We start from the raw sequence: 7,782 nt of genomic DNA on the forward strand, positions 1-7,782 counted from the left end.
TTCGGGACGCTGGTGCGTGGTCAGAGACCATCAGCATCGGAGGAGACCCACCCTCATTGGCGGAGCCACACGGGTGAGCACTTTCAGAGATCAGATCTGGGCACTTTCACTGAGCGCCGTCAATAGTTCCGTCCCTCATCGCCAATCTGCACGGTGCCGACGAACTCGATGCACTCGACGCCCTCCGGGCTGACCGCGTACTCATCATGGCGCCACGCAGTCACCTTGTATCGGTCAGCAAGAGCGACCCGGCACTGATCGACAATCGAGTTGGTGACGGGCTCGCGCTCCGGCGGGGTAAGGGCAAGAACGGTTCCCGCTGCGGCCCTTCGACAATGCGAGACGGCCCACATCCTGGCCCGCTCATCTATCGCCAAGATCCAACTTCCGGCGAGACGGTACCGACCCGAGACCGGCAATCAGCAGAAGGCCAACGAACACGTTCAACGACGACAGCGAGTTGTTGAAGATCGAGTCGACCGCGAACACGACGACACCAGCCAGCGCGGCGGTGTTCATGCTGAGCGGAACAGACGCCCTGCCCTGGCGGATCGTCCACCACATCGCCAGCAGTAGCGCGACGAACAACGCAAGTCCGGGAAGGCCGTACCGGTAGAGCTCTTGGAAGTAGTTGCTGTGCGGGTGGCCGAGTCGGGCGACCGTCAGACCGGTGTACGGCGAGATCGTAGGCACGAAATCACGGGCGAGGAACCCTGTCAACCACGCGCCCTGATGATCGAGGCCGTCGATCACGCCCTGCCACAGAGCCTGCCGGGTGACGCTCGAAGTGTCGGCGTCATTCGATGCCGAGAACAGTCGTTCGAGGGCGGACGCGACATAGGGCGGTTTCCAGAACTGGTACCCGATGATGGCGTACCCCATCGCCGCGATGGCGACGGCCAACCGGACCCCACGTGCTCGACCGGATTGGAACAGCACAATTGCGAACGCCACTGCGAAAGCGATGATGGCCGATCGGGTCTCGGTCATGAGAAGCACGGAAGCGACCGCGACGAATGTCAGCCAGAAGTACAGACTGCGTGTCAGCGTTGCGATAACCGCTATGCCCAGCATGGCAAGGAATCCGCCGTACACGGTCGGAGAGAAGAACGTTCCGAAAGGACGGTACGTGCCGTCAGCGGTGGCGAAGTAGAAGCCCGACCCGTACCCCTGTGACAGCAGGAACGGAAGCCCGACGAAATACTGGTAGACACCCCAGCCGCCACAGAGGACGAGGGCGGCGCGGAGGCCGTAGACAATGGCCAATTTCCGCTCGGAGGTCTGCGCGATTCGGAACAGGACGAGTCCGGCGAACAGGGTGAGTAGTTCGCGGGTGAGTTGGTTCCACGGCGGCGTGGCGGTTCCGATGCCCATGATCGTCAGGTCGAGGGCGATCCACAGCCCAAGTGCTGCAAGCGCGTAGTCGACCGGGCCCTGACGTCGACCGAGCACGCCGGCGAGAACGCCGGTGGCAACGACTAGCGCGAAGAACGGATACGTCGGGGGCCAGCGTGACGAGGTCAGCTCGTACGGCAGGTAGCTGATCGGCACGGCAAGCACGGTGAGAAACACCAGCCAATTGCCGCGCAGTATGTCACGGACGCTGCGTGGCTGAACAGCCTCGGCGTCATGGGTTGCGTGCGCCAGAGTCATAGTCTGTCATTGTGCCGTACCGGGTGGTCAGTCGCCCACCTATCCGTTGCGGTCCAGCCATAGTTCGTCGGCGCAGGCTTCGCTGCAGGTGCGCCCATCATGTGGGTCGACGTCCTCGCGCAGGTCCCGCAGTTGGCACGCGCTCATTATCCAGCTTCCGTTCGGTGCGTGATCGGAACACGGAGTTGCCACTGCGATGCATCATGTACAGCACGCAATCGAGCGGGATCGCTGCAAGTCCGAGGTAGCTGAGACGGGCGAGAGAATCCACCGCGTCATCATGCCGTACCGCTCGGTCTGATCGCTGTCGGACTTGCTTGAAAACGGGCGCATAACGCGAGTTATGCGCCCACCTCGGCGAACACAGCGATGCCCTCTCGATTCGATCGTGACGGACGGTTCGGCATCTAACCTGAAGAACTCTCGAACGCCGAGCTGATTACCGAACTCAGCTTTTGATGCGGGGAGTAGCGAGCTGCTGTGCAAGGAGCCCGACCATGTGCGTTCATCTAGGGAAGATGCCGACATGTACGAGGCCGAGGCCGAGGCCAGGCGCCCCGGCTTGATCTACCCCTCGCGATACGCGCTCATTTCGGACCGCCGTCACTCGGTCGAATGAACCATTCAATAACAACGCGCGGGTTGTAGCGAGCCATCACAAACACCCGAGTCTCTTGTTTGTGACTACAAAACCTTCCCCTTGCCCTCCTGCCGACCAATGCGGATGGCCGCAGGAACCATACTGGGGCGAAGATCAAGAGCGGACCCCGAAACCACAGAAGCCGCGAACTGTACTCCGCAGTCTCGCGGCCGCCCTGACTGCGCGCATTCACCGCTGACAATTCTGGTCGTTCGAACTTAGTTCAACGCCCGTTCGTGCCCTGTTGCCCTGCTGGTGTTCTCGTGGCCAATCTGGGTGGCTGTCCGGCAGCATTTCCGACCTCTGAGTGAAAATCCCTGGGGCGCGAGCTGTCGATTGGTGGCCTTAGGATGTGGCCGTAGCGGCTGGCTATCGGAATCCACTCAGTGGTCCGTACGGCCGTTGACATATCGAGTCTTGTCTTCGACGGGGGAAGTAGCGCTATGCGGATAACTGTGTTCGGTACCGGGTACCTCGGTGCCACCCATGCTGCGTGCATGGCAGAGCTCGGCCACGAGGTGCTGGGCGTCGATGTGGACCCGGCGAAGCTCGCCAAGCTCGAGGCCGGTGAGGTCCCGTTCTACGAGCCCGGGCTCGAAGAGGTTCTGCAGCGCAATATCGCGGCATGTCGACTTCGGTTCACCTCCTCATACGAAGAGGCCGCTGAATTCGCCGACGTGCACTTCCTCGGCGTGGGCACTCCCCAGAAGAAGGGCGAGTTCGCGGCCGACATGATCTATGTCGACTCCGTGGTCGAGACACTCGCGCCCCTGCTCACCAAGCCCGCCGTCATCTTCGGCAAGTCGACCGTTCCCGTGGGCACAGCAGCTCGGCTAGGCGCAATGGCGCGAGAACTCGCCCCAGCTGGCAACGACGTCGAGATCGCCTGGAATCCGGAGTTCCTCCGTGAGGGCTACGCAGTCAAGGACACGCTGCACCCCGATCGTCTGGTCCTCGGCGTCGACCGCGATCGACCCGGCCGGGCGGAGGACCTGGCCCGCGAGGTCTACGCGCAATTGCTCGACGAGAAGATCCCGTTTCTGGTGACCGATCTTGCGACCGCTGAGCTGGTCAAGGCCTCAGCCAATGCCTTTCTAGCGACCAAGATCTCGTTTATCAACGCGATTGCTGAGGTCTGCGAGGCCGCGGGTGCGGACGTGACGGTTCTTGCCGATGCCATCGGTCATGACGACCGAATTGGCCGCAAGTTCCTCAATGCCGGTATCGGGTTCGGTGGAGGATGCCTGCCGAAGGATATTCGGGCGTTCATGGCCAGGGCCGGTGAGCTGGGCGCGGACCAGGCGTTGACCTTCCTGCGGGAGGTCGACAACATCAACATGCGCCGACGCACTCGTATGGTCGAGCTGGCCCGCGAAGCATGCGGATCATTGTTGGGAGCCAGGGTCGCGGTGTTGGGCGCGGCGTTCAAACCTGACTCCGACGACGTACGCGACTCGCCAGCGCTCAACGTCGCAGGTCAGATCCAGTTGCAGGGTGCTGCTGTCAACGTCTACGACCCGAAGGCCATGGACAACTCACGGGCATTGTTCCCGACCCTCGGGTACAGCGCGTCCGCGCTTGAGGCATGTGAAGGCGCTGACGTGGTGCTGGTGTTGACGGAGTGGAAAGAGTTCAAGGCGTTGACCCCGAAGGACCTCGATGACGTGGTTCGCGCCAAGACTTTGATCGATGGCCGCAACTGCCTCGATCCCGTGCAGTGGCGTGAGGCTGGCTGGACCTACCGCGGACTCGGGCGTCCGTAACCCGTCTCGTCCGCTGCTGCGAACCGGCCAAACAAGACTGGTGTCGTTCAGTTGATGCATTCACCGCACGGTGGCGTTTGTGGCGCTTGCGAAAAACCGGCACAATGACTGCTTGATAACGGCAGGTTTGGTTCTAGACGGATTCGCGACCATTTACTTGAAAGTTTTTCGAAAGCGATGAAGTCGACCAGTTACCGTCAGGTTAAATCCGTCCCGACCAATGCGGTGATTTGGATTTGAACATGCAAACAGCCTGCGAAACAGTGGTTTTCGACAATGGCTGTCGGATCGTGCTGCTGTAACGACGGCGACGAGTTGGACGATAGGGGATGAATTGGGACGGATCACTATTCTCTTCCCGGTCTGTGCTGAAAGTGTGGTAGACCAATCATGTTGGATGTAATTGTTTTGTGATGTGACCCACTTGAGAGGTCGCAAGTCGCACCGCGTGCGAAAATCTAAATCTCAGGCTGCGGAGCCATCGACTCGTCTCCCAACGTCAGTGTCGACGTGTCGGAGTGCAGACACCGTTGACATAGAAGCAAGAGAGCAGATTCAGGAGGGGAACCGGTGGCAACACTCGGATCCGTGCAGCAGACTCCGCAGGGGGTTGAGAAGGACCAGCAGGCGCGACGCGTAGAGCGCTTGACCTCGCGCCGTGTTTGGGAGCACCAGTACATCTATCGACTACGCATCACCGATGTCGCTGTCGTTGTTCTCGCGGTGGCACTCGCTCAGCTCATCCGGTTCGGCGAGCTGCAAAACAACGGCCTGCAGGCGACGCTGAGCTACAGCGGAGTGTCTATCGTTCTGGCTGCGCTGTGGGTGGCGTTCCTCGCCATTTTCCGGACGCGATCGACCCGCGTCATCGGCAACGGTGCCGAGGAATACCGCCGCATCGTGTCGGCCACCTTCAAGCTCTTCGGCGTGATTGCGATCGTGTCGCTGCTCTTCAAAGTGGACTTCGCTCGCTTGTACTTGGCAATCGCTCTCCCTGTCGGTCTCTTGGGGCTCCTCCTCAGCCGCTGGTTGTGGCGCAAGGGGGTGGCGGTGAAGCGCAGCAAGGGCAAGTACCAAACCTCCGTCCTGATCGTCGGAAGTCGCAAAGCTGCCGTCTCGATGGCAAAGCAGTTCGAGCGTTCGCCGGGTGCTGGGTACCGCGTCGTCGGCATGTGCCTGCCCGGCTACGAACCGGCGCGTGACGCCGTGACACTTGAGGGGTACGAGATTCCTGTACTCGGCGACGAATATGGCGTGGTCGACGCGATCGAAGCCTCGGGCGCTGACACCGTCGCTGTGACAGCAACCGAGCATCTCGGAACCAAAGGGATCCGCAAGATGGTGTGGGACCTGGAAAAGAAAGACGTCGACTTGGTTGTCGCTCCCGGTGTGGTGGACGTGGCCGGCCCACGGCTCGTCATGCGCCCGGTAGCAGGGTTCCCCCTCATCCACGTCGAGAAGCCGCAATACAACGGCGCAAAACGCTTCAGCAAGACCGCCTTCGACTTGGTGTTTGCATCCGCCGTCTTGCTTCTGATCACACCGGTCCTGTTGATCGCGGCTATCGCTGTGAAGGTGACGAGCCGGGGGCCGGTCTTCTACAAGTCCGAGCGGATGGGCATCGACGGTAAGCCGTTCTCGATGATCAAGTTCCGCAGCATGGTGCAGGATGCCGACAAGCACGTTGAAAGACTGCTCGCGCAGAACGAGAGCGAGGGTGGCGTCCTTTTCAAGATGCGCGAGGACCCGCGGGTTACCAGAGTCGGCAAATTCATGCGGCGATTCAGCATCGATGAACTGCCGCAATTCATCAATGTCCTGCGCCGCGAAATGAGTGTCGTTGGACCACGTCCGCCACTCCGCCGAGAGGTCGAGACGTACGACGGCGAGGTTCGACGTCGCTTGCTGGTCAAACCCGGCATTACAGGCCTATGGCAGGTCAGCGGTAGGTCAGACCTGTCTTGGGAAGAGACTGTTCGGCTCGATCTGTCATATGTGGAGAACTGGTCGATGGTGGGCGACCTGCTGATCATCGCAAAAACGGTTAGGGCGGTAGCCGGGAGTGACGGCGCGTACTGAGCGAACTCTCGACAGTACCTAGTCAGTTGGAGCATTGCTCCTCGCGTGCGCGCGTCGGAGAACAAGGTCGGGGAAAGAAAACTTGCGAGAAAAACTGAAGGTCGCGATTGCGCACGACTACCTAACACAGCGGGGTGGGGCAGAGAAAGTCGTTCTCGCTATGGCGCGAGCCTTCCCGGAGGCACCCATCTACACGACGCTGTACGACCCGAACGGCACTTACCCTGAGTTCGAATCCTTCGACATCAGGGTTTCGCCGCTCAACAAGGTGAAGTACCTTCGCGAGCACCATCGCAGCGCACTGCCATTGTTGCCCATTGCGTCGTCGACGACGAAAATCGATGCCGACGTCGTCCTTGCCAGCAGCAGCGGGTGGGCTCACGGTTTCCGGACATCGGGTACCAAGATCGTCTACTGCTACTCACCGGCGCGCTGGCTGTATCAACGTGAGGCATACCTGGGTACTTCGGCGTCTCGAACCCTGCGGGGCCTCATCGCGGCATCCAGTCCGGCTCTGAAGGCATGGGACCGCAGAGCCGCAAAGTCCGCGTCGAAGTATTTCGCTATCTCATCCGTGGTCAAGTCGCGAATCGAAAACGCATACGGCCTCCCGTCCACGGTGCTTCCGGCTCCCCAGTCCCTCGACGCTAGCCTGCCAACGGAGGCAGTCCAGGCGGTCGAGCCATGGTCTGACGGCTACTACCTCTGCATCTCGCGCCTCTTGCCGTACAAGAACGTCGACAAGGTTATCCGTGCGTTCGAGCATGGCGACAGGCGTCTCGTTGTTGTTGGAAGTGGCCCGCAAGAAGCTGAGCTCGCTGAATTGGCGGGACCGAATGTGACGATGGTCAAGGACTTGACGGACGCCCAAATTCGTTGGCTGTACGCACATTGCGCAGGCTTGGTCGCCGCAAGCTACGAAGACTTCGGTCTTACGCCATTGGAGGCCGCAAGCTACGGGAAGCCCAGTGCGGTACTGCGATGGGGAGGCTTCTTGGACACCGTTGCAGAAGGCGTTACCGGAGTCTACTTCGGGGAGCCCGAGCCAACAGCCATTGCTGCTGCGCTGACCGCGCTAGAGGATCGCCGTTGGTCTCAGGACGCTATGGACACCCATCTGGATCAGTTCAGCGAACAACGGTTTGCCGAGGCGCTGCAGCAAGCGGTCTACCGAGCATCTAGCGCTTCACAGCGTCTAGATCAGAAAGTATGAGGACGAAGCAGATGAAGCGAGCGTTGATCACGGGTATTACCGGTCAGGACGGTTTGTACCTGTCCGAGTTGCTGCACGACAAGGGCTACAAGGTGTACGGCCTGGTGCGCGGTCAGAACAATCCAAAGCGGGCGTTGCTCGAACAGAGTCACCCGTTCGTGGAGATCCTTTCCGGCAACTTGCTCGACCTGTCGTCGCTGATGCGGGCGTTCTCCGCCGCTCAACCTGACGAGGTGTACAACCTCGGTGCTGTGTCGTTCGTCGCATATTCGTGGGAGAACGCTCGGTTGACCACAGACGTCACCGGTGGTGGTGTGCTCAACGTGCTCGAGGCGCTCCGCTTCTATCAGGACACCTCCGGCAAACGCGTGCGGTTCTATCAGGCTTCGAGCAGTGAGATGTTCGGCAAGGTGCAGCAGGTCCCTCAGTCCGAG

The 7,782-nt window shown here is 60.6% G+C and carries 5 protein-coding genes; 4 read left to right on the top strand and 1 reads right to left on the bottom strand.

Features of this window, described 5'->3' with window-relative positions; all coding sequences use genetic code 11:
* Window positions 1-363: 363 nt before the first annotated feature.
* Window positions 364-1,653: an O-antigen ligase gene (locus KVY23_RS22900; protein WP_230558312.1), complete on the bottom strand. Its 1,290-nt coding sequence runs from the start codon at window positions 1,651-1,653 to the stop codon at window positions 364-366.
* Between the two features lie 1,083 nt (window positions 1,654-2,736).
* On the opposite strand from KVY23_RS22900, the gene KVY23_RS22905 reads away from it, so the two are divergent.
* The 4 genes from KVY23_RS22905 to KVY23_RS22920 form a co-directional block, all read left to right on the top strand.
* Window positions 2,737-4,056: a UDP-glucose/GDP-mannose dehydrogenase family protein gene (locus KVY23_RS22905; RefSeq protein WP_206509944.1), complete on the top strand. Its 1,320-nt coding sequence runs from the start codon at window positions 2,737-2,739 to the stop codon at window positions 4,054-4,056.
* Between the two features lie 570 nt (window positions 4,057-4,626).
* On the top strand, window positions 4,627-6,135 hold the full coding sequence (locus KVY23_RS22910) for a sugar transferase (protein WP_374108760.1): 1,509 nt from the start codon (window positions 4,627-4,629) through the stop codon (window positions 6,133-6,135).
* A 160-nt stretch (window positions 6,136-6,295) separates the two neighbouring features.
* Complete coding sequence (locus tag KVY23_RS22915) at window positions 6,296-7,348, top strand: glycosyltransferase (RefSeq protein WP_206509945.1); 1,053 nt, start codon at window positions 6,296-6,298, stop codon at window positions 7,346-7,348.
* A gap of 11 nt (window positions 7,349-7,359) precedes the next feature.
* On the top strand, window positions 7,360-7,782 hold a 423-nt coding region (locus tag KVY23_RS22920; RefSeq protein ID WP_230558313.1), incomplete at its 3' end, for a GDP-mannose 4,6-dehydratase.

The organism is Rhodococcus sp. I2R, from assembly GCF_020889545.1.
Classification (GTDB): domain Bacteria; phylum Actinomycetota; class Actinomycetes; order Mycobacteriales; family Mycobacteriaceae; genus Rhodococcoides.